The organism is Corynebacterium sp. HMSC074H12, assembly GCF_001813755.1.
Taxonomy (GTDB): Bacteria; Actinomycetota; Actinomycetes; order Mycobacteriales; family Mycobacteriaceae; genus Corynebacterium; species Corynebacterium hiratae.
This window is the reverse complement of record NZ_KV813926.1, coordinates 1-222: the sequence shown is the minus strand read 5'-3', so window position 1 is coordinate 222 and position 222 is coordinate 1. Positions and strand designations below refer to the sequence as shown.

The window sequence follows — 222 nt, the reverse complement described above, 5'->3', positions numbered from 1 at the left end:
TGGCTAAGGAGATTGGTGTTTCCGCCGGGCTTTTAGGCCGCTGGGTCAAACTCGAGCGTGAGCGTCGAGGAGCTTCAGATGGGATGAGTGAGGCTGATCTTCGTGCTGAGAATGCTCGCCTGCGCCGTGAGTTGGCAGAGGCCAAGATGGATAACGAGTTTTTGTCAAAAGCGACAGCCTTCTTCGCCGCGAAGCAACGCGAGCAGAAAAGTTCGAACTAAT

The 222-nt window shown here is 54.5% G+C and carries 1 protein-coding gene; it reads left to right on the top strand.

The genetic code is table 11. The features are described 5' to 3' along the window. The coding region (locus tag HMPREF2932_RS07850; protein ID WP_246818644.1) for a transposase at window positions 1–221 on the top strand (221 nt) is incomplete at its 5' end. Window position 222 lies beyond the last annotated feature (1 nt).